Annotated in this window: 19 protein-coding genes; 4 read left to right on the forward strand and 15 right to left on the reverse strand. The window is 60.5% G+C overall.

Features of this window, described 5'->3' with window-relative positions:
• Nucleotides 1-4: 4 nt before the first annotated feature.
• The 6 genes from IB234_RS20855 to IB234_RS20880 all read right to left on the reverse strand — a co-directional run bounded on the left by IB234_RS20855 (nt 5) and on the right by IB234_RS20880 (nt 6,494).
• A complete protein-coding gene (locus tag IB234_RS20855; RefSeq protein ID WP_225580735.1) occupies nt 5-1,102 on the reverse strand; it encodes an AAA family ATPase in 1,098 nt (365 codons plus the stop codon).
• The gene (locus tag IB234_RS20860; RefSeq protein ID WP_192321608.1) at nt 1,099-2,367 is read right to left on the reverse strand and encodes a DUF4350 domain-containing protein; all 1,269 of its coding nucleotides are present in this window, start codon (nt 2,365-2,367) and stop codon (nt 1,099-1,101) included. Before IB234_RS20860 ends, IB234_RS20855 begins: the two co-directional genes overlap by 4 nt.
• Nucleotides 2,364-3,950, reverse strand: a complete 1,587-nt coding sequence (locus tag IB234_RS20865; protein ID WP_192321609.1) for a DUF4129 domain-containing protein — start codon at nt 3,948-3,950, stop codon at nt 2,364-2,366. The genes IB234_RS20860 and IB234_RS20865 overlap by 4 nt, the downstream gene beginning before the upstream one ends.
• A complete protein-coding gene (locus IB234_RS20870; protein WP_192321610.1) occupies nt 3,937-4,917 on the reverse strand; it encodes a stage II sporulation protein M in 981 nt (326 codons plus the stop codon). Before IB234_RS20870 ends, IB234_RS20865 begins: the two co-directional genes overlap by 14 nt.
• Entirely contained in the window at nt 4,914-5,639 is a 726-nt protein-coding gene (locus IB234_RS20875) for an RDD family protein (protein ID WP_192321611.1), read from the reverse strand. Before IB234_RS20875 ends, IB234_RS20870 begins: the two co-directional genes overlap by 4 nt.
• Nucleotides 5,640-5,732: 93 nt before the next feature.
• Nucleotides 5,733-6,494 carry a hypothetical protein gene (locus IB234_RS20880; RefSeq protein WP_192321612.1) on the reverse strand — a complete coding sequence of 254 codons (762 nt, stop codon included), beginning with the start codon at nt 6,492-6,494 and terminating at the stop codon, nt 5,733-5,735.
• A gap of 166 nt (nt 6,495-6,660) precedes the next feature.
• Here IB234_RS20880 and sbcB point away from each other — a divergent pair, with 166 nt between their 5' ends.
• Nucleotides 6,661-8,097, forward strand: a complete 1,437-nt coding sequence (gene sbcB / locus IB234_RS20885) for an exodeoxyribonuclease I (protein WP_192321938.1) — start codon at nt 6,661-6,663, stop codon at nt 8,095-8,097.
• Nucleotides 8,098-8,149: 52 nt separating this feature from the next.
• Here sbcB and mvaT read toward each other — a convergent pair whose 3' ends face one another.
• On the reverse strand, nt 8,150-8,527 hold the full coding sequence (gene mvaT / locus IB234_RS20890) for a histone-like nucleoid-structuring protein MvaT (protein ID WP_192321614.1): 378 nt from the start codon (nt 8,525-8,527) through the stop codon (nt 8,150-8,152).
• 298 nt (nt 8,528-8,825) lie between these two features.
• Here mvaT and purU point away from each other — a divergent pair, with 298 nt between their 5' ends.
• Both purU and IB234_RS20900 read left to right on the forward strand, forming a co-directional pair.
• Entirely contained in the window at nt 8,826-9,677 is an 852-nt protein-coding gene (purU, locus tag IB234_RS20895) for a formyltetrahydrofolate deformylase (protein ID WP_192321616.1), read from the forward strand.
• Between the two features lie 18 nt (nt 9,678-9,695).
• Entirely contained in the window at nt 9,696-9,884 is a 189-nt protein-coding gene (locus IB234_RS20900) for a hypothetical protein (protein ID WP_192321618.1), read from the forward strand.
• Here IB234_RS20900 and IB234_RS20905 read toward each other — a convergent pair whose 3' ends face one another.
• On the reverse strand, nt 9,885-11,762 hold the full coding sequence (locus IB234_RS20905; protein WP_192321620.1) for a methyl-accepting chemotaxis protein: 1,878 nt from the start codon (nt 11,760-11,762) through the stop codon (nt 9,885-9,887).
• Between the two features lie 126 nt (nt 11,763-11,888).
• Between IB234_RS20905 and IB234_RS20910 the strand changes: the two genes are divergently transcribed.
• Nucleotides 11,889-13,385, forward strand: coding sequence for a helicase HerA-like domain-containing protein (locus tag IB234_RS20910; RefSeq protein ID WP_192321622.1), 1,497 nt, complete (start codon nt 11,889-11,891; stop codon nt 13,383-13,385).
• Nucleotides 13,386-13,414: 29 nt separating this feature from the next.
• Here the strand turns inward: IB234_RS20910 and IB234_RS20915 are convergent, their stop codons facing one another.
• The 7 genes from IB234_RS20915 to IB234_RS20945 form a co-directional block, all read right to left on the reverse strand.
• Nucleotides 13,415-13,612 carry a hypothetical protein gene (locus IB234_RS20915; protein ID WP_192321625.1) on the reverse strand — a complete coding sequence of 66 codons (198 nt, stop codon included), beginning with the start codon at nt 13,610-13,612 and terminating at the stop codon, nt 13,415-13,417.
• Between the two features lie 272 nt (nt 13,613-13,884).
• Nucleotides 13,885-15,795, reverse strand: a complete 1,911-nt coding sequence (cysN, locus tag IB234_RS20920) for a sulfate adenylyltransferase subunit CysN (RefSeq protein WP_192321627.1) — start codon at nt 15,793-15,795, stop codon at nt 13,885-13,887.
• On the reverse strand, nt 15,795-16,694 hold the full coding sequence (gene cysD, locus IB234_RS20925; protein WP_192321629.1) for a sulfate adenylyltransferase subunit CysD: 900 nt from the start codon (nt 16,692-16,694) through the stop codon (nt 15,795-15,797). The genes cysN and cysD overlap by 1 nt, the downstream gene beginning before the upstream one ends.
• Before the next feature lie 136 nt (nt 16,695-16,830).
• Entirely contained in the window at nt 16,831-17,727 is an 897-nt protein-coding gene (locus tag IB234_RS20930) for an alpha/beta hydrolase family esterase (RefSeq protein WP_192321631.1), read from the reverse strand.
• An 11-nt stretch (nt 17,728-17,738) separates the two neighbouring features.
• Nucleotides 17,739-18,122 carry a hypothetical protein gene (locus tag IB234_RS20935; protein WP_192321634.1) on the reverse strand — a complete coding sequence of 128 codons (384 nt, stop codon included), beginning with the start codon at nt 18,120-18,122 and terminating at the stop codon, nt 17,739-17,741.
• Nucleotides 18,123-18,134: 12 nt separating this feature from the next.
• Nucleotides 18,135-19,046: a sulfotransferase family protein gene (locus IB234_RS20940; RefSeq protein ID WP_192321636.1), complete on the reverse strand. Its 912-nt coding sequence runs from the start codon at nt 19,044-19,046 to the stop codon at nt 18,135-18,137.
• Nucleotides 19,046-19,882 carry a sulfatase-like hydrolase/transferase gene (locus tag IB234_RS20945; RefSeq protein ID WP_192321638.1) on the reverse strand — a complete coding sequence of 279 codons (837 nt, stop codon included), beginning with the start codon at nt 19,880-19,882 and terminating at the stop codon, nt 19,046-19,048. The genes IB234_RS20940 and IB234_RS20945 overlap by 1 nt, the downstream gene beginning before the upstream one ends.
• Nucleotides 19,883-20,528 lie beyond the last annotated feature (646 nt).

Consider the following 20,528-nt stretch of genomic DNA (forward strand, 5'->3'; position numbering starts at 1 on the left):
GCGATCACAGGCGCGGTGCCGGAACCTGGTCTAGCAACTGCTGCAGTACCTGGTCCACGGAAAGTCCTTCGATATCCAGTTCCGGCGCCAGGCGTACGCGATGTCGCAACACGGCCAGGGCGCATGCCTTGACGTCGTCCGGGACCACGAAGTCGCCACCGCGCAGGAGGGAGCGGGCGCGGGCACCACGTACCAGGGCGATGGAGGCGCGGGGGCCTGCGCCCATCGCCAGGCCAGGCCAGGTGCGGGTGGCGCGGGCCAGGCGCACGGCATAGTCGAGCACCTGTTCATCAATGGGCAGCTCGCTGGCGATCTTCTGCAGGGCGAGCACATCCTTGGCCTGCAGCAGGGTGCGCAGTGGCGCCACCTCGAGCATGTCGGCCTTGGCCGAGCGGGTCACCTGGCGCACCAGGCTCAGCTCCTCGTCGGCCTGTGGGTAGTCCATGCGCAGCTTGAGCATGAAACGATCCAGCTCGGCTTCCGGCAATGGGTATGTGCCTTCCTGTTCGATGGGGTTTTGCGTGGCCAGCACCAGGAATGGTTGCGGCACGGCTAGCGCTCGGCCTTCGAGGGTGATCTGGCGCTCCTGCATCACCTCCAGCAGGGCCGCCTGGGTCTTGGCCGGGGCTCGGTTGATTTCGTCAGCCAGCAGAAGGTTGGTAAAGGCAGGCCCCTTGCGTAGCTTGAATTGCTCGGTCTGCAGGTCATATACCGCGTGGCCGGTGACATCGCTGGGCATCAGGTCGGGTGTGAACTGGATGCGTGCGAACTCGCCGCCGAAGCAGCGCGCCAGCGCGCGGACCAGTAGTGTCTTGCCCAGCCCAGGGACGCCCTCGACCAGTACGTGTCCGCCGGCAATCAGCGCCGTCAGCACGTCGTCGATGACCTCACGCTGGCCGACTACGGCCTTCTGCAGTTCCAGGCGCAGCACCTGGAGCATCTGGCTCGCGCGCTGGCGCTGCTGGCCAGCGGGATTGGCAGGTGCGGCCGCGGTCGCGGTGGCGGCTGGCGCAGATGCGGGTGCCGCGATAGTAGCTGGTGCCTCGGGCGAAGCAACTACGTCGGGGCTGGTACTGGGTTGCTGTGGGTCGTGTTCGCTCATAGGGCATTCCTGAGGGTTTGCAGGTTGGCGACCTGGCGGGTGAAATCGGCAGCGGATAGTCGCTTGGTCGGCAGGGGGCGCATGGCTGCGCTGACAGCACCGCTGGGCAGGCGGGTCAGGCGGCCGAGCACTTGCCATTGTTCGGCAACTGCCAGGCGTTCGAAACCGGGGTGTCGATGACGGGCGCGACGCAGAATATCGCGCTGCAAGCTGCTCAGCAGGTGTTGTTGGCCTGCACGGCGCAGCAGGAAGTCGGCGCCGGCACGCAGGTGTTCCTCGAGCTGGCGGCGAGCGTGGGTCGGAGGTTCGATAAGTGGTCCATGACGCATGCCCACGTGCCATAGCAGAGAGCCGATCAGGAGTGCCAGGGCGGCGAGGGCGGCTGGGTAATGTTTGAGCAGCAGACTGAGCAGACCGTCGCGCTCGGTGCTGTAGACCAGGGTCACGGCACTGTCCTGGGTGAGGTACCACAGCAGCCAGGCGTTGTCGTACTCACCGATGCTGTCGTTCTGCCAGAGCCAGGCATCGGTGAGCACGGTGACCAGGCCTTTGCCATGTTCCAGCTGGAGCATGTGAGTGGCATCGCCACTGTTGGCCCAGGCATAGGCACGATCTTCACTGTCGAGCAGGTGGTAGCCGGTATCGAACTCGGCATAGGCTGGAGCGTCTTCGTTTTCCAGATAGACCTTGGTCAATTCGGGATACCGATCTTCCTCGACCTCTTCGTCCGCCTGTTGCTCGGAGTCGGGCTCGACACCGGAAGGTTCGTCCTGGTGCTCTTGATCCGCAGGCTCGCTGTCGTCAGCTTCGGCCTGTTCGCTGCTTTCTTCCGAGTCTTCGTCGTCTTCGTAGACGCTGGTTTGCCGAATGCCGAGTGTATCCAGCAGCAGATCACCGCTGCGGCCTTCTTCTTCATCCCAGATTTCCTCCGCGACGAAGACTAAGTGGCCTCCCCGCGCTGCCCATTCCAGTACCAGCTGAGATTGGCGGGGTGTCATGTTGTGTCTCGGCGCGAACAGCAACAATGTCTGCCCCGTCGAAGGCAGAGCGCTCAGGACATCCAGGCCGTCGGTACGTTTGACGGTCATCTTCTGCTGGCGCAGAAATAACTCTGCTGCCAGATATTCGTTGGCTCGTGCTTCGGGAGAGGGGCCGTGGTCGATGGTATCTTCATATGGCTGCAGGCGTTGCGCGGCCAGCAGGCCGAACCACAGCAGTGCCACCAGCAGCAGGCCGACCAGGCCAATCTTGAGGGGACGGTTCATGCCTGTGCCCCAGTCGCGAACAGGCGCCGCCATCCTTCGCACAAGCCCCGCCGCAGCGTTTCCGGTGGCGCCCGATGACCATAGGCGAGGTTCTGCCAGTGCCGGGTCAGCGCTGCGCTGAAGCGGCTCAGATCCTCACGCTCCAGACGTTCGACCAGACGCAGCACTTCCCCTTCGGTATGGGAGCTCTTCAAGGGCAGGCGGAAGTCATGCAGCAGGCGGCTGAGCAATGCTCGGTAGAGAAGGCCGAGTGCCTCACGGGGGTGTTCGCCCCAGAGTCGTTCGGCCTCCGCGGCTACGTCGTCTGGAAGGCTTTCAGGCGCTATCTCCAGACCGAACAACTGGCTGGGCATCTCGCGAACGCGCTGGCGTTGTAGGCCCATGCGGCCGGCGAATGTCTCCAGCCATTCACGGTAGCGCCAGAGCAGCAGACAGATAGCCAGAACCAGCGAGGTCCACAACAGTATTTCGAATCCAATCGCTACGACGTCGAGTTTGCTCCAGAACTCGCCGAGCTTGAGCAGGTTCTTGATCATCTCGACAAAGCTGCGGACTTCTTCCTCGGAGGGTTCTTCGGCCTTCTCTTCTTCTCCGAAGCGCCAGCGTGTAACGGTCTCTTGGTTCTCGAACGGGGCTGCATCCAGCAGTTTGCCGATGGCATCCTTAGCCGCCTTGCTGCTGAGTGGTTGGCTGAGCAGGCGCTCGGCCTCCGGCCCCACTGGGTCCTCCACCGGCACGGGGCAGGAGGTAGGTGCGCTGTCGGCCAGCGCGTCGGTAGACGGCAGTGTCAGCATCAGCGCCGCGCAAGCCAGCAGAAGGACGTAGGCGCTACCGATGAGGCGCTGACGCAGGCGGCGGAACGTCAGTTCGATGTCCCATGCTTCGAGGTCGGTGCGGCGATTGAGGTAGAGGGTGAAACCGCAGGCTACGTAGATCGGCTCCCAGAACACCAGAACCAGTGCGTATATCAGGTTGGAGAGGTGCTCCACCCACAGCCATTTGCCGCTGCTCGCCTCGACCACGGTTTCCCAGTCCAGTTGCATCTCCAGAGGCTGAGGAACCATTAGCCAAGCCAGGGTGATGATACCCCCCCACAGCAGCAGTTCGAGATGAACGCCGAGGATGGTCAGCCATGCGGCTGCGCCCGCATGGCGCTGGCCCAGTACCACGAGTCTCTTGCTGCGCGCCTCGCCACCAAGGCCTTCGAGTTGCATCACCGGCATATCGAAGCTGCGCGTCGGACTCAGGCGCCGCCAGGTCAGGCTGGCGATCAGTTGTGGCTTCAGTAGCCGCGGAAAGGCCCTCAGTGCCTCTCTGACCGTCGGAACATCGCCGAAGAGCGAGCGTGACAGGATGTGTAGCGGAAGTCGTTCCCAAGCGGGTTTCAACCACCAAATAAGCACTCCGACTACCGACGGATATTGCCAGAGCAGTGCGGTGAGCAAGGCGAACAGCGGCAGCGTCACGGCTGCCCAGCTGAGCATGAGCAGGCCGGCATGGCGACGTGCGAGCAGCACGCCGAGATCGATCGCCTCCCAGGCGGTGCGTGGGCGGATGGCGACGCTGGCGTCAGTCAGGCGCATGGCGGGTCCGTCCGGCGAAGAGGAAGTAGGCGATTACCAGGAGCCACAGACCGGCACCGACCCAATACTTGGTAACGGGCGTGGCGTAGGTCATGGATGACCAGTAGGCCTCGACGAAGGCGGCGATCAGCAGGAAAAGAATGACGCCGGCGACCAGCTGGATAGCCTTTACTGCGGACTGGCGCAGGGCCTCGCCGCGGCTCAGGCGGCCGGGGGCTAGTAGCGCCCAGCCGAGCTTGAGGCCGGCGGCCCCGGCGAAGGCGATGGCGGTGAGCTCGAAGGCTCCATGGCCGATGACGAAGGACCAGAACGTCTCGCTGTAGCCGATTCGAGTGAGATGACCGGCGACGGCACCGATCACCAAACCGTTATAGAGCAGAAAGAAGAGGCTACCGAGGCCGAATATCAGGCCGCCGGCGAAGGTCTGAAAGGCGATGCCGATATTGTTCATGATGTAGAAGCCGAACATCATCCAGTCGTCGCCGGAGTCTCGCTCGGCGAAACGACCGACACGCCGTGCTCCCGGGTCGTACATCTCCTCCATCTGCCGCACCTGTTCGGGGTCCATGATGCTGTAGATGAGGTCCGGGAACAGCCAGGTGAGGAGCCCCATGCCGATCAGCGCCCCGAAGAACAGCGCAACGCCAGACAGTACGGCTCGCCACTCCCTGCGTACCAGCTGAGGGAAGCCGGCCAGGATGAAACCAATGATCTGGGCGCCCAGGTGACTGCGGTGCCGGTAGAGCTGTTGGTGACCACGCATGGCCAGGTGCTGGAGCTGGTCGATCAGATGGCTGCTGTAGCCGCGTTCCTGGGCGAGTGCCAGGTGTTGGCACAGATGGCGATAGTCGACAGTGAAGCTCTCGCAGTCCTTGCGTTCTACCTTGCCTTTTTCCAGGCTGTTCAGGCGGCTTTCGAGGCGTTGCCAATCGGCGCTGTGACGCTGTTCGAACAGGTGCTGTTTCATGCCGAGCCCACCAAGCCGCGGGCTATGCCGTGCAGGCGAGCCTCGGCGTGTTCGGGCAGGCTCTCCAGTGGAGCGGCGAGGATGCCGGCCAGCTCGGCTCTGCGAGCGACGGAAAGGCTGGTTCCGCGCTCAGCGAAATCCAGTACGGCGCGTTGCTCGGCGAGGGTGAGCGTGAAAGGTGCTCTCTCGGTGTCTGCCTCGGGAATCTGAGGGCGTTTCAGCTCATCGTCGCGATAGACCACCAAGGTGCCTGCCGCCAAGTCGCCAAGACGCTTGAACGAAGGGTGGTTGAGGCTGCTGACGACTCCGACGCAGTAGGCGAATGGCAGCATGTCGACGGCTCGCAGCAGATTGCGAGTCAGGGATGCAGCCCAGCCGACCGGTGTACCGTCATCGTGTACCACGCGCATTCCCATGGCTTTCTTGCCAGGTGTGCAGCCCTGGTTCAGCACTTCGAACAGTACTGGGTACCACCAGTTGACGAGAAAATAGAGAATGGTGCCCAGGCCCATGCCGAATTGGCCGAGGATGCCGAGAACCACGAACGCGACCAGCAGTATGCCGCCGCGAATCAGCAGATCTATTCCGAAGGCTGCCGCACGAGGCATGAGTCCGGCTGGACGGAGGATCAGATCAATGCCTTCCGGTGTTTCAACCCGGCGGCGGGTGTCCAGGGGAGGAAGGTCGGAGCGTTCCTGCGGGTGGGGAGAGTTGGACTGCATCGGGCGACTGTATCGAAGAAAACCTGATGCTAGCCAGCAGCAGGGCGCTAAAGCAATCGGGCCGCCATGAGGCGGCCCGAACTTCTTTCTGGATCAGTTGGCCGGCGGTAGCACACCGAAGATGGTGCGATACAGCGCGCCCATGCTGATGATGGCCAGCGGCAGGGTCCAGATAAGGCCGATTCCCAGCGGGATCGCACTGACGATAATGATCAGGCCGAGCACGATGAACAGGCCGAATATCTTGAACCAGTGCTGAGTGATGGCCTTGCGGGACGTTTCCAGGGCTTGCCATGGAGATAGGCCGCGCTCGATTACCAGGGGTACAGCCAGCACGTAGGCGATACTGAGATAGAGGCCGGGGATGATCAGCAGCATGAGGCCTACATAGACCAGTACGTTCATCAGCAGCGCGGTAATCAGGAGCGGCACGAACAGGCCCAGGCCCTTGAACACGTCATTGAAGCTGATGGGCTGGTCCGCTGCGCGACGGATACCGACCAGGTTGACGCCGGCCAGCAAGGGGTAAGTCAGCGCGGAACCCAGAATGGAGATGAGGAACTGGCCGATCATCATGCTGGTGACGCTGGTTTCGGAGATGATGCCCAAGGCGCCGAAGACGAAGCCGAGCACGGTGGTGGCGATCAGCATCACCACGTAGAAGATGATGAACCCACCGAAGATGATGCCCTTGGTGCCATTGACGCGCTGCCAGGACTCGCTGATCAGATCTCCGATGCTGAAGTCATAGCGCCGGCTGAGTGCCTCGGCGATGGTAGGAACCTGGCCGCTGGGGGCGTCTTGCAGGTTGCTGACAGGAGCTGCGTAGGGGTTGGGGGCAGTGGTTTCACTCATTGCGTGACTGTCCTTGTGTGGGGAATTTCCAGATCAGGCAATCCTATAGAGGCAGTTAGCTGCCTACAAGACGCTCAGCGTGAGCGATTTCAAGCTTTTGTCGTGCCAGGGTGAATCGAGGCTGGTGCTAGACTGCCTCGGCTACGTTTTTTCGAGGGGCCGCACTTTGTCAGCAAGTATCTTCTGGTATGACTACGAGACCACAGGCATCAATCCGCGTTGTGATCGTCCTCTTCAAGTGGCGGGCATTCGTACCGACGAGCAACTTAATGAAATAGGCGAGTCGCTCAATATCTATTGCAAGCCCTCCGATGACATCCTGCCGCATCCGGCTGCCTGCCGAATCACCGGGATAACTCCGCAACTATTGGCCGAGAAAGGCATGCCCGAGGCAAATTTCATGGCCAGGGTGCATGCTGAGCTGGCGTTGCCAGGCACCTGTGGTGCCGGATACAACAGCCTGGGCTTCGACGACGAGGTGACTCGCTACGGCCTCTATCGCAATTTCTATGATCCCTATGCCCGCGAGTGGCAGGGGGGCAACAGCCGCTGGGATCTTATCGACCTCGTTCGGGCTGCTTATGCGCTACGCCCCGAAGGCATCGAGTGGCCGGCGGACGAGGGAGGAAGGGTTTCGCTCAAATTGGAGCGACTGACCGTGGCCAATGGTATCGAGCATGGCCAGGCTCACGATGCGTTATCGGACGTGCGTGCCACTATCGGTCTCGCTCGTTTGATCAAGGATCGGCAGCCGCGTCTGTACGAATTCCTCTATCAGCTCCGGAGCAAGGTGCGGGTGACAGAACAGATCCGATTGCTCGAGCCGCTGGTTCATGTATCTGGCCGGTTCGCGGGGGATCGCCATTATCTGGCCGTGGTACTGCCATTGGCCTGGCATCCGCGCAATCGCAATGCACTGATCGTTTGTGACCTGCAGTCGGACACAAGTCCACTGTTGGAGATGGATGCCGAGAGCCTGAAACGGCGTCTATATAGTCGGCGGGACGAACTGGCGGAGGGTGAGTTGCCGGTGCCACTCAAACTGCTGCATATCAATAAGTGCCCGGTAGTGGCGCCACTCAAGGTGCTTCGTCCGAATGATATCGAGCGCTTGAGAGTCGACCTGAATCAATGCCACCAGCGCGCCGATATGTTGCGGAACAATCAGTCGATCTGGTCAACGAAGTTGGTGGATGTCTATGGGAAGGACGATTTCGACAAGGTACTGGATCCCGAGCAGTGCCTTTATGCTGGATTCTTGGGTGAACGTGATCGTCGCTTGTGCGATCAAGTAAGGAGCTCATCCGCGGAGCAACTCGCCCAAGATGATTGGGCGTTCAGTGATGAGCGATTGCCAGAGTTATTGTTTCGTTACAGGGCGCGCAATTTTCCTGACTCATTGACGAGTGCTGAGCAGCTGAAGTGGCTGGACTTCTGTCGGCTCCGGTTGGTCGATGGCGCCATGGGGGCACCGAATACCGTGGCAAACTTCGAACAGGCGCTGGGTATGGAGTGGGAGCAGGCAACTCCCGAGCAGCAGAAGGTGCTTGAGGGCTGGCGCAGTCATGCGCAGGAACTGCGCAGCCGCTATGGTGTTGAATAGATGGTGAAATAAAAATGCCGGCAATTGCCGGCATTTTTATTTTTCGTCGCGCTTAGCCGAGCAGAGTGGCCCAGCTTTCAACGGTGGCTGCGCCCCATTTGGCTTTCCACTCTTTCAGGGTCTTGTGATTGCCGCCTTTGGTCTCGATCACTTCACCTGTATTTGGATTCTTGTACTGCTTGACCTTGCGGGCGCGCTTGCTACTTGTGGTCTTGGTCGCGCGAGCTACTTTACCGCCCTTGGCGCCCTCAGGGTCCAGCAGGGCAATAACGTCGCGTAGCGACTTTTGGTACTCGCCCATCAGCGTACGCAGCTTGCCTTCGAACTCAAGTTCTTTCTTCAGCTTGTCGTCTTGCGACAGATTTTTCAGGCGCTCTTGCAGCTCTTTGATGGCTTCTTCTGTCGCGCGGTATTCATTGATCAGGGACATAGCTGTTCTACCCAAGGCCGGTTTCAGTTGTTAAGTAGGCTGATAATAGACATGGCAAATCGGCAAGTAAACAAGTGGGGACGGTTTTATCGGGTGCAATAGTGGATTCTGCTGCGAACCAACTGATTTATCTGGCGCCGCCGGAATGTTACCGTTTTTGTATAGCAGCATGGCGTGCCTGAGCCTCCAGATAATAGATGTGCCGCAGAAGCAAGTAGTTGGCGGTGGCGGTTGAATACTGAAGTTTTTCTCTGTTGCCGCTAGAATGGCGCCCTTGCGAAGTCTCTGGAGTCCTTTCATGCGTACCTTTCGGCTGGTGATCGCCTGCCCGGACCGTGTTGGCATTGTTGCCAAGGTCAGTAATTTTTTGGCCACCTATAACGGTTGGATCACTGAGGCTAGTCACCACTCCGACAATCAGAGTGGCTGGTTTTTCATGCGTCACGAGATTCGGGCCGATTCGCTTCCATTTGATCTCGACGGGTTTCGTCAGGCGTTCGCCCCGATCGCCAAAGAATTCTCCATGGAGTGGCGAGTTACCGATTCACAGACCAAGAAGCGCGTGGTGTTGATGGCAAGCCGCGAGTCGCACTGTTTAGCCGATCTCTTGCATCGGTGGCACAGTGATGAACTGGATTGCGATATCCCTTGTGTGATCTCCAATCATGACGATCTGCGCAGCATGGTGGAGTGGCATGGCATTCCGTTTCACCATGTGCCGGTCGATCCGAAGGATAAGGCGCCAGCTTTTGCCGAAGTGTCGCGCCTGGTCGACGGCTACCAGGCCGATGCGGTGGTTCTCGCACGTTACATGCAGATCCTGCCGCCGCAGCTCTGCCAGTTGTACGCGGGACGCGTGATCAACATCCATCACAGCTTCCTGCCGTCCTTCGTTGGCGCCAAGCCTTATCACCAGGCTTCGCTTCGCGGGGTCAAATTGATCGGCGCCACCTGTCACTACGTGACTGAGGAGCTCGATGCCGGTCCTATCATCGAGCAGGACGTGGTGCGAGTGAGCCACCGCGACAGTATCGAAGACATGGTGAGGCTCGGTAAGGACGTGGAGAAGATTGCTCTATCGCGGGGCTTGCGATTCCACCTCGAAGACCGTGTTCTGATTCACGACAACAAGACGGTGGTGTTCGACTGACCGTTACGGGAGGCGAAGATGAAACGAGGTACCGCCACGCCGCCACCGACCCTCGGCGAGGGCTGTTTGCAACGCTATGACCCCGAAGCGCTGAGCGACACGGACGGTACCGAGTTCCCGGAAGCCGCCGAGCTGTGGCGGAAATTGCAGGATGAGACCGGCAGCATTGATGAAGGGCAGGGCGCGGAGGATACCGCGCCCGTCTGATCAGATGCGGAAGCTGTCGACCAGATGCTTCAGGCGTGACGCTTGCTGTTCCAGGTCGCCACAGGCGCGCAGGGTGGCTTGCAGGTTCTCCACACCTTCCTGGTTAAGGGTGTTGATCTCGGTGATATCCATGTTCAGCGAGTCGACTACAGCGGTCTGCTCTTCGGTGGCGGTTGCGACCGACTGATTCATTCCGTCGATTTCTCCGATGCGTTGCGTGACGCTGCCCAGCCGTTCTCCGGCCTGGTTGGCAATCTCTACGCTTTCCTCGCTGTAGCGCTGGCTCTCCGTCATCGTCGTGACCGATTCACGTGCACCTACCTGCAGCTCTTCGATCATCTTGTGGATTTCCTGAGCTGACTCCTGGGTACGGTGCGCAAGGTTGCGCACTTCGTCCGCCACCACGGCGAAGCCGCGTCCGGCTTCACCCGCACGGGCTGCCTCGATGGCCGCGTTGAGCGCCAGCAGGTTGGTCTGCTCGGAAATGCCCTTGATCACTTCGAGTATCTGCCCGATGTTCACCGTCTTGCCATTCAATGTTTCGATGTTGCGGCAAGAGGCGCTGATCTTGGCCGACAGCTCGTTCATCGCGACTATCGTCTTCTGCAGCACATGACTGCCGTCCTCAGCCAGGTGGCGAGCGTCTGATGCCTGATGGGATGCGTCGGCGGCATTGCGGGCGATCTCCTGTGCGGCGGCTCCCAACTGGTTGATGGCTGCCGCCACGCTATTGGTGCGGCTGGCCTGCTCGTCCGAGTTGGCCATGGAGGAGTTGGAGGCGTTTACCACCAGCTTGGCGACTTCGTTGAGCTGCTGGGTGGCCGAGGACACTTCCCGAATCGACCCGTGGATGCGTTCGACGAATCGGTTGAACGAGCTGGCGAGCTCGCCAAACTCGTCCTTGCTATGCACTGCCAGGCGCTTGGTCAGATCGCCTTCTCCCTGTGCGATATCGCTCATGGCGCGACTCATGACATGTAGTGGCTGCATCAACACACGAATCAGCATGCCCAGCAGGAGCATGATGATGACCACCGCGATGACGGTAGCGATGATTGCCGAGGCCCTGAACTCGGTGAGCATGGAATAGGCGGCGGACTTGCTGACCGAGAGACCGATATACCAGTTTACCGATGGCAGTCCCTTGACCTGGGCAAAGGTGAGGATGCGTGTGTCGCCATCGAGCTCCGCTTCGCTGAACTCCGGGCTGATGCGAGGTGTATTCTTGGGATAGACGTCGCTGAGCGTCTTCATCACCAAGTCCTTGTTTGGATGAACGAGGATCTTGCCGTCAGCGCTGACCAGGAAGGCGTAGCCGATGCCGTCGAAATCCAGAGAGTTGATGATCTGGACCAGGGTGTTCAGGCTCAGGTCGCCGCCGACCACACCGGCATTGCCGGCAGGAGTGGCGATGGTAATGATCAGGTTGCCGGTGGCGGCATCCACGTACGGTTCCGTCAGGGTCGAGCCTCCGGCGCTGACGGCGTCCTTGTACCAGGGGCGTGTGCGCGGATCGTAATCGGCCGGCATTGCGTCCTCGGGACGCATGGTAAAGCTGCCGTCCTGCGCACCCAGATAGGTGTATGCGAAAGTCGATTTCAAGGCCGGACGCTCAAGGCTGGCGGCCAAGGTCTCCGGAGGGGTATCGGTGGAAATGGATTGCGCGACGCTTTCGACCAGCAGGATGCGCCCGGACAGCCAGTTCTGGATGTTGCTGGCGGTGACGTTACCCATTTCCTGGAGATAGTTCTCCAAGTCTGCTCGAATCGCATGGCGTTGCAGATAGTCGTTATACAGGGTGAACAGCGAAAACGCGGCGATCACCACCAGCGATGCCGCGAGGAGGATCTTGTGGCTGAACTTCAGATTCTGGGTCATGGTCACTTGCGTCCGATAAGGTCTGGCAGCAGTCTTGTAAGTAGTGGTGTTAGGGCCCGAGAGTGGGCTGCACCCTCTTATTTAACGACCTATTTGCAGTAAAGCTTTAGCCTGAGGGATGGCAAGATGCCTTTATTCGATTCTTTGATTCTCGGCGCCGATCCGCAGGGACAGCCGATCTCTCAGGCTCTGCGCCTGGCAAACCGTCACGGGTTGGTGGCTGGCGCCACGGGAACCGGCAAGACCGTGACCCTGCAGCGCCTGGCCGAGGCATTTAGCGATGCTGGAGTGGCGGTATTCGCCGCCGACATCAAGGGGGACCTCTGCGGGCTTGGGGCGCCTGGTGCCCCCCAGGGAAAGGTCGCCAAGCGCATTGCGAGTATGCCGTGGCTGAATCATCAGCCGAAAGCCTACCCGGTGACGCTATGGGATGTGGCAGGCAACAGTGGCCATCCTTTAAGGACCACGTTGAGTGAGATGGGGCCACTGCTGCTGGGTAATCTGCTGGAGCTGACCGACAGTCAGCAGGCCGCACTCTATGCGGCCTTCCAGGTGGCTGATCGTGAAGGGCTGTTGCTGCTCGATCTAAAGGATTTGAAGGCCCTGCTCAACCACCTCAAGGACAATCCATCGTTGCTCGGCGAGGACCGTGCTCTGTTTGCCGGGGCGTCGGCGCAAGCTCTGCTCCGGCGCCTGGCGACACTGGAGCAGCAAGGGGCGGAGGCTCTGTTCGGCGAGCCAGCGCTGCAATTGCAGGACATCCTGCAGTTGGATCGTGATGGACGTGGACGAATCCACCTGATGGACGCCAGCCGGTTAGTTCATGAGGCCCCAAAGGTCTATGCGACCTTCCTGCTATGGCTGCTGGCCGAACTCTTCGAGCAGTTGCCGGAAAGGGGCGACGCGGACAAGCCTGTTCTGGCACTGTTCTTCGATGAGGCTCATCTATTGTTCGCCGATACGCCCAAGGCGCTGCAGGAGCGCCTGGAGCAAGTGGTGCGCCTGATTCGCTCGAAGGGAGTAGGCGTCTATTTCGTCACACAGTCTCCCAGCGACTTGCCGGATCAGGTGCTGGCCCAGCTGGGGCTGCGTATCCAGCATGGTCTGCGGGCGTTTACCGCCAAGGAGCAGAAGTCGTTGCGCGCGGTGGCCGACGGCTTTCGGCCGAATCCTGAATTCGACAGTCTGAGCGTGCTTACCGAGCTAGGCATAGGCGAAGCGCTGGTCGGTACGCTGGAGGAGAAGGGGACGCCCGCGATGGTTCAGCGAGTTGCCATCGCGCCGCCACAGTCGCGAATCGGCCCGTTGAGCGCGGAGGAAAGAGCGGAATTGCTGCGCTGTTCTCCTCAAGCCGGTCGCTACGACAAACCAGTGGATCGCGAATCGGCTTACGAGATACTCATGTCTCGAGCCAGTCAGCCCCCCGTCGAGGCTTCGGGTGGCAAACCTCCTGCGTCATCCTCTGCGGAGCAAGGCGGATTGGGCGGTATGGCTGGCGAGCTTCTGGGCAGTCTGGCCAGTCAGGTCATGAAGACAGCCGTGCGCCAAGCCGCCAACCAGATCGGTCGGCAATTGGTTCGTGGTCTGATGGGGTCGTTGCTGGGCGGAAGTCGGCGACGCTAAGCCGTTGGGAACTAGGCTGGGTGTCCGGCCTAGTCATCACTCTCTCGAGCCTTTTCGATCTTCTGCAGTTCTTGCTGAAAAGCCTGGTCGATCAGACTGGGCTTCTTTCTCCAGGGCTTGCGCTCTGGATCTGGCTGGGCGGCGTAGGTCACAACCTCCCCACCGTAAACATCCTTGTAACGTTGCGCCTGGCGCTCCAGTTCCGCGCGCAGTTCGTCTTTCGTCACATAGTCACCATTCGGGCTGCGTCATTGGCTCGCAGCCATCAGTATTGCCAAAGAGTTTCACAGGGATATTAAGGCGGCGCGATTATAGCGACGACGTTCCTTATTGCTAGCATGCGCCGCATATATGGGATGGTTATTTCTGAAAATGAGTTCATCAATAATTGGCACATGCGAAGAGTGGCGGCATGCCAATTGTCTATAGCTTATCGGCACCGCTGCTGCGAGTGGGATATCCGCCTCGGGAAGAGGCGGTGCCCGTTCTCTCGATATTCCTAATGCATTCTCCCCAACAGCCCCAGCTCGTCCAGCTGCCTGACGATGATGTCGGCGGCCTCATCGGCGCTGTATTTTAGTGTCTCGATATGAATCTCGGGTGATTCGGGGGCTTCGTAGGGAGAGTCTATGCCTGTGAAGTTCTTCAACTCACCGCGCCGTGCCTTTTTGTAAAGACCTTTGGGGTCACGTTTCTCCACTTCGACCAGTGGCGTGTCGATGAATACTTCGACAAATTCCCCTTCGTCCATCAGGTCGCGCGCCAGCTGGCGTTCGGAGCGGAACGGCGAGATGAATGCTGTCACCACGATCAGGCCCGCATCCGCCATGAGCTTGGCGACTTCGCCGATACGACGGATGTTCTCCACCCGATCTGCCGCGGTGAAACCCAGATCCTTGTTCAGGCCATGGCGCACGTTGTCGCCATCCAATAGATAAGTATGTGCGCCCGAGGCATGCAGCCGCCGCTCCAACAGGTTGGCAATCGTCGATTTGCCTGCACCTGATAACCCGGTGAGCCAGATCACGCAAGGCTTGTGGCCGTTCAGGCGAGTTCTAGCTGTCTTGTCCACCTCGACGGCTTGCCAGTGAATGTTCTGCGAGCGGCGCAGGGCGAAATGCAGCATGCCGGCGCCGACCGTCTGGTGGGTGTATCGGTCGATGACGATGAAGCTGCCCATGTCGCGGTTTTCTGCATAAGGATCGAACGGCGTTGCGCGATCCAGGCTGAGCGTGCAGACGCCGACTTCGTTCAGGCCTAGCGTTCGGCACGGGAGCTGGTCGAGATTGTTGACGTCGATCTGATACTTCGGTTGGCCGAGGGCGCCACCGATGCTGCTGGCGCCTAGCTTGATCAGGTATGGGCGCCCCGGCAGCATGGATTCCTCGCTCATCCATACCACGGTCGCTTCGAACTGGTCTGCCACTCCAGGCGGGGCGTCGGCTGCGGCGATCACATCGCCTCGGCTGATATCTATCTCGTCGCTCAGGGTCAGGGTTACCGACTGGCCGGCAATGGCCTGTTCGAGGTCACCACCGAGCGTCACTATGCGCTCCACGCGACTGGTTTTCCCGGATGGTAATACGCGAACGGCATCGCCCTGCCGTACGCTACCGCCGAGGATACGCCCCGAGAAGCCTCGGAAGTCGAGGTTGGGACGATTGACCCATTGCACCGGCATGCGAAGGGGCGCGTCCTCACGCGCCTGATCCAGCTCCACCGTTTCGAGGAACTGCATGAGGCTGGGCCCGCAGTACCAGGGGGTGTTCGGGCTGAGCTCGGTGATGTTGTCGCCGCGCAGCGCGGACAGCGGAATGCTCTGGATGTGCTCGATGCCCAGCTTGCTGGCGAAGGCACGATAGTCGGCGTCGATCTGCTCGAACACTTCCTGGGAGTAATCGACCATGTCCAGCTTGTTGATCGCCAGCACCACTCGACGGATGCCTATCAGCGATACCAGATAGCTGTGCCGGCGAGTCTGAGTCAGCATGCCCTTGCGTGCATCGACCAGAATCACCGCCACATCGGCGGTAGAGGCTCCGGTGATCATGTTTCGGGTGTACTGCTCGTGCCCGGGAGTGTCGGCCACGATGAACTTGCGTTTCTCGGTGGCGAAGAAGCGGTAGGCCACATCGATGGTGATGCCTTGTTCGCGTTCTGCTGAAAGACCATCGACCAGTAGCGCGAAGTCCAGCTCGCCGCCCTGGGTACCGTGTTTCTTCGAATCGCTTTCCAAGGCGCTGAGCTGGTCCTCCAGTAGCGCCTTGGCTTCATATAGCAGGCGGCCGATCAGAGTGCTCTTGCCATCGTCCACACTGCCGCAGGTGATGAATCGCAGCAGGGTCTTGTGCTGGTGCGCCTTGAGGTACTGCTCGATGTCCTCTTCGATGAGCTGGATTTGCGCATTCATCAGAAGTACCCCTCGACTTTCTTCTTTTCCATGGAGCCAGCGCTGTCGTGGTCGATCACCCGGCCCTGGCGTTCGCTGGTGGTGGCCAGCAACATCTCGCGGATGATCGCCGGCAGGCTGTCCGCCTCCGACTCTACCGCACCCGTCAGCGGGTAGCAGCCCAGCGTGCGGAAACGTACGCTTTTCAGTTCGGGCTCCTCGCCGCCGCGCAGGGGCATGCGCTCGTCGTCGACCATGATGAGTACGCCATCACGCTGCACAACGGGGCGCCGTTCTGCGAGGTAGAGCGGTACGATCGGGATCTGTTCCAGATAGATGTACTGCCAGATATCCAGTTCGGTCCAGTTCGACAGGGGAAAGGCGCGAATGCTCTCGCCCTGATGCTTGCGGGCATTGTAGAGGCGCCACAGTTCAGGGCGCTGGGCCTTGGGTTCCCAGCGGTGCTGGGCGCTGCGGAAGGAGAACACGCGCTCCTTGGCGCGCGACTTCTCCTCGTCGCGGCGTGCGCCGCCGAAAGCCAGGTCGAAGCCATGCAGGTCCAGCGCCTGCTTCAGGCCCTCGGTCTTCCACAGGTCGGTGTGCAGCGCCGAGCCATGGGTGAAGGGGTTGATGCCGCGGGCCATGGCATCCTGGTTATGGTGCACCAGCAGCTCCATGCCGGACTCGCGGGCCATGCGCTCGCGCATGTCGTACATGGCGCGGAACTTCCAGGTGGTGTCCACGTGCAGCAGCGGGAAGGGCGGGCGCGACGGGAAGAAGGCCTTGCGCGCCAGGTGCAGCATCACTGCACTGTCCTTGCCGATGGAGTAGAGCATCACCGGTTTTTCCGCCTCGGAAACCGCTTCGCGGAAGATGTCGATGCTCTCCGCTTCCAGGCGCTCTAGATGAGAGAGGGGCATGTCGGGTGCCTCGTGGATAACTGGTTACTGCTGTTCATGGAGTGCAGTCAGCCATTCGCCAGGGAATGGCGCCGCGTTCTTGGCAGTACCTCAGGAGCAGGAGGGACGCCGTCTTCTGCCGTCCCGTCGCGTGGGCTCAGTTGCTCTTCTTGAATTGCTTGGCAAAGTCCCAGGCTGCCTGGCTGGCGGAGAAATTGCCGCCATACAGCTTGCGGTTGCGTCGGCTGTCGCCGCCCGGCCAGACATGCTCGCCGTTGGGGATCAGGCGCAGTTGCAGCGGCGCCTTGCCCTGGCAGTTCCAGCTGGTCAGTTCGGAGCCGTCCGCCAGGTCCTTCTCGCTGGAGCCGGCGGCGCAGCCGTGGGCGCTGGCGATCATCTTCAGGGTGTCGGGCACCGAGCGGTGGGCCACCCCGGCGATGGCGTTCTCGCCCATGCCGCCCTGGTACGGCACGTTGCTGTCCTTGCTGCCGTGGATGTGCAGCACCGGGATGCTCTTCGCCCCGGGGCAGCTGTTCAGCGCGATGGTGCCGGACACCGGCACTATCGCGGCAATGTCGGCGGGCAGCTCACAGGCCAGGCGGTAGGCCATCATGGCGCCGTTGGAAATGCCGGTGGCATAGACCCGCGAGCGATCGACCTGGTGATGGCTGGTGATGTCGGCGAGCATGGCGTGGATAAAGCCGACATCGTCCACCTTGCGCTCCACTGCCTTGCCGCAGCATTTTCCGGCGTTCCAGGTGCGGCGATTCGGCATGAGGCGGGCGCCGGTTCCGTTGGGGTACACCACCAGGAACTGGTTCGACTGCGCCACCCGGTTCATGCCGGTCGTGCGCTCAGTCTCGTCGGAGTTGCCCAGCCCGCCATGCATCACGATCATCAGCGGCAGGGGGCCTTTGGGAGCTCCATCGGGTACGAACAGTTTGTAGCTGCGCTGTTCGCCGCCAACGTTCATTTCGTACGATCGACCTTCCGCGGCCAGGGTTTCACCTGCCAGCAGGAGCATGCCGAAAGCGATCAGGGAAGTCAGACGCATGGGGTTGCCTCTCAGTAGTCTTCTGCTCGTTGAACGCTGGCCACATCCATGGCTGCGTCCTCCAGTTCGAGCACCACGCTCAGGTCGCTACGCAGCTCTATGAGTACGGCATCCAGCCACTGGATGTCCGTTTCGATCTTTTGCCGAAACTTGACGATTTCCTTGAGGCTGAGATTCTCGGACGGTCGGCCCTGCCCATCGAACAGCAGACGCACACTGGCCGCGATCTCACGGTTGCCGCTGAGGTGGGAGAGCTCTCGATCCAGGTAGTGGCGCACTCGGGTGGCTTGAATCCGCTTCTGCAGATCATCGCGCAGCACCTGAAGGTGCGGCGGTAGCTCGGGGAGGAGGTCGCTCGGGGTGCTGATGTTGCCCAGACGGCTACGAGTTGGCATGTGTCTTCTCGCTCAATGTGGGTAGCCGAAGTCCAGCGCCAGACGCTGCACTTCGGGTTTGAGGCAGGCTCCGTCCATGCGCCAGGGCAGGGGAGCGCGCAGGGGAGGCTGCTTCGGCGTGTGTGGCTCGAATACCGGGTTGCGTAGGTAGTTCGGATCGTTGCCGAACAACGCGTTGATCGGTCCGACCGTGGCGAACGGCGACAGCTCGGGATGTAGCATGTCCTCGAGCGCCTCGAAATCATCGCGCAGGCCCAGCCAGCGGCAGATGCGTGGCAGGCACTGCAGTGGATCGGCCATCACGTCCTCGCCGCGCACATGTAGTTTCTGCCGGGGTGGGATCTTCTCCAGCAGCTCCATGATGTTCAGGTTGATGTCGTGCCAGGCGATCTGCGGGTCGACGATCGCCTCGCCGCCGCAATAATCGATGGAGTTGACCGACAGTGCGTAGCCACCATCCTGAATCTTCATCACCGAGTTACCCTGATTGGTCGGATGACGGGTCAGGTGTAGATAGAAGGCGTTCGGATAGTTTTCGTAGATACGCTGCAGATACATCGGGCTCACGACATGGGCAGGGCTCTTGTCGATGGCCATCAGTGGCGACACCGCCTCGACTATCTCGCGGAAGACCTGTATGCCGCTGCGATTCTGCCGCGCCGCTACCCAGTGGTTGGCCATCACCACGGCAGCGCTGCTCTGCTCTCCGGCATAGATCTGCGCCACCGCGCGCAGGATGCCGTGGCGCTGGAAGCGCGACATGCCCGTCTTGTCCTGGCCGTCCTGCCACATCTCGATCAGCCGATCGACGGTGAACAGATTCAGCTCCGGCAGGCCATAGGCCTGCGGGTGCTGGCCGAGCATGCCGGCTATCAGCGAGGTGTAGGACCTCGGCAGCGCCAGGATGAACAGCGGCTGGCGCATCAGGCCTTGCCTGCGAAGCCTTCGACGAAGGGTACCTCGAAGCACTTCTCGTGCATGATCGGGCCGTGGCCGAAGTAGCCATCCTCGCCGAACAGCTCGCCGTGGTCCGCGGTGATGATGAACCAGGTGTTTTCCGGTGCCTTCTCCATCAGCTTGCCGATCAGCCCGTCGACGTACTCCACGCAGCGGACCTGCTGCTGGCGCAGCATCTCCATCTGCTCCTGATCGAAGAACGCGTCGCTGTCCGCGGCATTGTGCTGGGCCTCGCCGCCGAGGGTCTTGAACACCCCGTGCACGCCGGAGATGCGCGGCAGGTTCTCGTCCTTGAGCATGTAGGGATAGTGGGTCTCGCCCAGGTTGAGGAAGTAGTAGTGCGGCTCGTCCTCGGGGAAGGTCATCTCCGCGACCATGCCGGCGAAGTCGTTGTGGTTGTCCATCAGCTTGTAGTCATCGAAGTGCTGATTGATTGCGGTCTGCTGGTTGAGCACCGGCATGGAGACCCGCGCCACGGTGCGATAACCCAACTGGCCCAGAACCTTGGGCAGCGACAGCTCCGGGATGAAGTCGCGGAATGACACATCGGAGATGCCGGTGCGCTCCACCCACTGGACGAACTCTTCCTTGTACACCTCGGAGGCGTACACCTCGCGTGGCGTGCTGTGCGGCAGCATGCCCATGGTGAAGGCGTAGTGCGACGGCGCCGTCCAGGAGGCATAGGAGTATCGCTTCTCTACCTGACCAACGCGCTCGATGTTCGGCGTGCTGGCCGCCATGCAGGAGTCGTAGCGGCAGCTGTCCATGATGATGAATACGATGTGGTTGATGGGCGCGCTCATGGGGTTGTCCTCTCTGGGCTGATCAGAAATGAAGGGCAGTGCGGTGTGCGCTGCCACGAGTGGATGGGGCGGTTTCCGGGCAGGCCAGGGCGGCTCGTGAATGTTCGGCATCCATACCTTGCTCCTCGGTGGCGACAACGCCGGCAGACAAGGCCTATCGACCCGGATGACTGATTGGCGAGGCGCAAAAATTCACGTGTTAGCGGTGGTCCCCCTCCAAGGGAAGGGGGTGAGGCGCAGCGAAACTCTGCTCTAATCGCGTGATGTTTTTTTGACGATATTATTTTTGTGTTGTGTTGGCGGATGTAATTTTGACATTATTTGAGCGCTAGTGTTAAGTAGCCAGCAGCAGAGTTTTTGATTTCATGTGATCTGATTCATTCTGTTGTGGTACAGATCATTGAAAAATATAAGAAAAATAAAATTGTGCTTGTTGCCTTGCGCCATGCATCTGTCGGCCCTGTCTTCGGTGGGGCATGAGCAAGGATTGCTGTGGGGACGGTCGAGTCATCAAAGCGCCTACCGGGCTTCGCCCGCCTCCGCGTCTGATCTCTTCATTTAGTCACTGCTAGCTAATTGGCCCCCGAGCGTGAGCGGACATCCGCCGCACGGGGTTTTTTGGCCTCGTACAGGGCTACGATCATGC

The sequence above is a fragment of the Pseudomonas sp. PDM16 genome (assembly GCF_014851865.1).
Taxonomy (GTDB): domain Bacteria; phylum Pseudomonadota; class Gammaproteobacteria; order Pseudomonadales; family Pseudomonadaceae; genus Aquipseudomonas.

Coding starts and splice junctions, on each gene's coding strand:
- IB234_RS20855 (WP_225580735.1), bottom strand. CDS start 1,102: ATGAGCGAACACGACCCACAGCAACCCAGTACCAGCCCCGACGTAGTT.
- IB234_RS20860 (WP_192321608.1), bottom strand. CDS start 2,367: ATGAACCGTCCCCTCAAGATTGGCCTGGTCGGCCTGCTGCTGGTGGCA.
- IB234_RS20865 (WP_192321609.1), bottom strand. CDS start 3,950: ATGCGCCTGACTGACGCCAGCGTCGCCATCCGCCCACGCACCGCCTGG.
- IB234_RS20870 (WP_192321610.1), bottom strand. CDS start 4,917: ATGAAACAGCACCTGTTCGAACAGCGTCACAGCGCCGATTGGCAACGC.
- IB234_RS20875 (WP_192321611.1), bottom strand. CDS start 5,639: ATGCAGTCCAACTCTCCCCACCCGCAGGAACGCTCCGACCTTCCTCCC.
- IB234_RS20880 (WP_192321612.1), bottom strand. CDS start 6,494: ATGAGTGAAACCACTGCCCCCAACCCCTACGCAGCTCCTGTCAGCAAC.
- mvaT (WP_192321614.1), bottom strand. CDS start 8,527: ATGTCCCTGATCAATGAATACCGCGCGACAGAAGAAGCCATCAAAGAG.
- purU (WP_192321616.1), top strand. CDS start 8,826: ATGCGTACCTTTCGGCTGGTGATCGCCTGCCCGGACCGTGTTGGCATT.
- IB234_RS20900 (WP_192321618.1), top strand. CDS start 9,696: ATGAAACGAGGTACCGCCACGCCGCCACCGACCCTCGGCGAGGGCTGT.
- IB234_RS20905 (WP_192321620.1), bottom strand. CDS start 11,762: ATGACCCAGAATCTGAAGTTCAGCCACAAGATCCTCCTCGCGGCATCG.
- IB234_RS20910 (WP_192321622.1), top strand. CDS start 11,889: ATGCCTTTATTCGATTCTTTGATTCTCGGCGCCGATCCGCAGGGACAG.
- cysN (WP_192321627.1), bottom strand. CDS start 15,795: ATGAATGCGCAAATCCAGCTCATCGAAGAGGACATCGAGCAGTACCTC.
- cysD (WP_192321629.1), bottom strand. CDS start 16,694: ATGCCCCTCTCTCATCTAGAGCGCCTGGAAGCGGAGAGCATCGACATC.
- IB234_RS20930 (WP_192321631.1), bottom strand. CDS start 17,727: ATGCGTCTGACTTCCCTGATCGCTTTCGGCATGCTCCTGCTGGCAGGT.
- IB234_RS20935 (WP_192321634.1), bottom strand. CDS start 18,122: ATGCCAACTCGTAGCCGTCTGGGCAACATCAGCACCCCGAGCGACCTC.
- IB234_RS20940 (WP_192321636.1), bottom strand. CDS start 19,046: ATGCGCCAGCCGCTGTTCATCCTGGCGCTGCCGAGGTCCTACACCTCG.
- IB234_RS20945 (WP_192321638.1), bottom strand. CDS start 19,882: ATGAGCGCGCCCATCAACCACATCGTATTCATCATCATGGACAGCTGC.